The following is a 1,083-nucleotide window of genomic DNA, read 5'->3' on the forward strand; positions in this document are numbered from 1 at the left end:
GGATAACGCAAGCAGATGTAAATGCAGGGTTTAGCTGTACAAAATTATGTACAATTAGATAAGCTTTCTAAGGGTTTCGGAAAAGGTTATGAATTGTTCCATGGAAAGAGCTTCAGGACGGACGGAGGCAGGCAGGTCGCTTTGCTCTATCGCCTGATTTACTATAGATTTATCTATGCCCATTGATGATGATACGGAATTTGAGAGGGTCTTTCTTCGCTGTGAAAATGCTCCCCTAGCGACTTTAAAAAAGAACTTTTCGTCCGTCACGCCCTCGGGGGTCTTATCACGGATATCAAACCTCACCACGCAGCTGTCAACGTTAGGCGAGGGCATGAAGCTTCCTCGTGATACGTTGAAAAGCAGTTTCGGTACAGAAAAATAATTTATTGCCACTGTGACTGCTCCCATATCTCTTGTACCCATAGGGGCACAAAGACGTGTGCCTGCTTCTTTCTGCACCATGACAGTAACAGACTTTATGGGCAGACGTTCTTCAAGGAGCATCATTAATATGGGCGAGGTTATATAGTAAGGCAGATTTGCACAAACGGCAACGTCCATGCCCTGAAATTCCTCGGCAATAAGCTTATGGAGGTCAGTTTCCATGACGTCGGCGTTTATTATCTTCACATTGTCATATTCTGCAAGAGTTTCTGCAAGGACCGGCATAAGCCTGTCGTCAATTTCGATAGCCACCACCTTGTCGGCACGCTTGGCAAGCTCGTTTGTGAGAACGCCTATGCCTGTGCCTATCTCGATTATGCCGAAGCCTTTTTTTGCATTGCCCATTTCGGCTATCTTGGGGCAAACGGAGGGATTCACCAGGAAGTTCTGACCGAGAGCCTTGGAGAAAGTGAAATTATGTCTTGCGAGAACATCTTTTATCACACTTATATTAGAAAGATTATCCATTTATTAATACACCTCAGATTAACTGATAAATCGACAAAAAATTAACAAAATAATTATATCATATTAACAAAAGATTGTCAACTGATTTGGAAAAGAATAATATTCCTATGAAGTAAGGAATGACCCAGCGGAGCGATTTCTGCTTTGCAGAAATCCGACGTCCCGACC

Annotated in this window: 1 protein-coding gene; it reads right to left on the reverse strand. The window is 43.2% G+C overall.

Annotated elements, in window-relative coordinates:
* Window positions 1-54: 54 nt before the first annotated feature.
* A complete protein-coding gene (gene rsmA / locus QVO88_RS07900) occupies window positions 55-915 on the reverse strand; it encodes a 16S rRNA (adenine(1518)-N(6)/adenine(1519)-N(6))-dimethyltransferase RsmA (RefSeq protein WP_022287956.1) in 861 nt (286 codons plus the stop codon).
* Window positions 916-1,083 lie beyond the last annotated feature (168 nt).

Origin of the sequence: Ruminococcus sp. CAG:57 (assembly GCF_000435935.1) — a bacterium.
In the GTDB taxonomy this organism is placed as follows: domain Bacteria; phylum Bacillota; class Clostridia; order Oscillospirales; family Ruminococcaceae; genus Hominimerdicola; species Hominimerdicola aceti.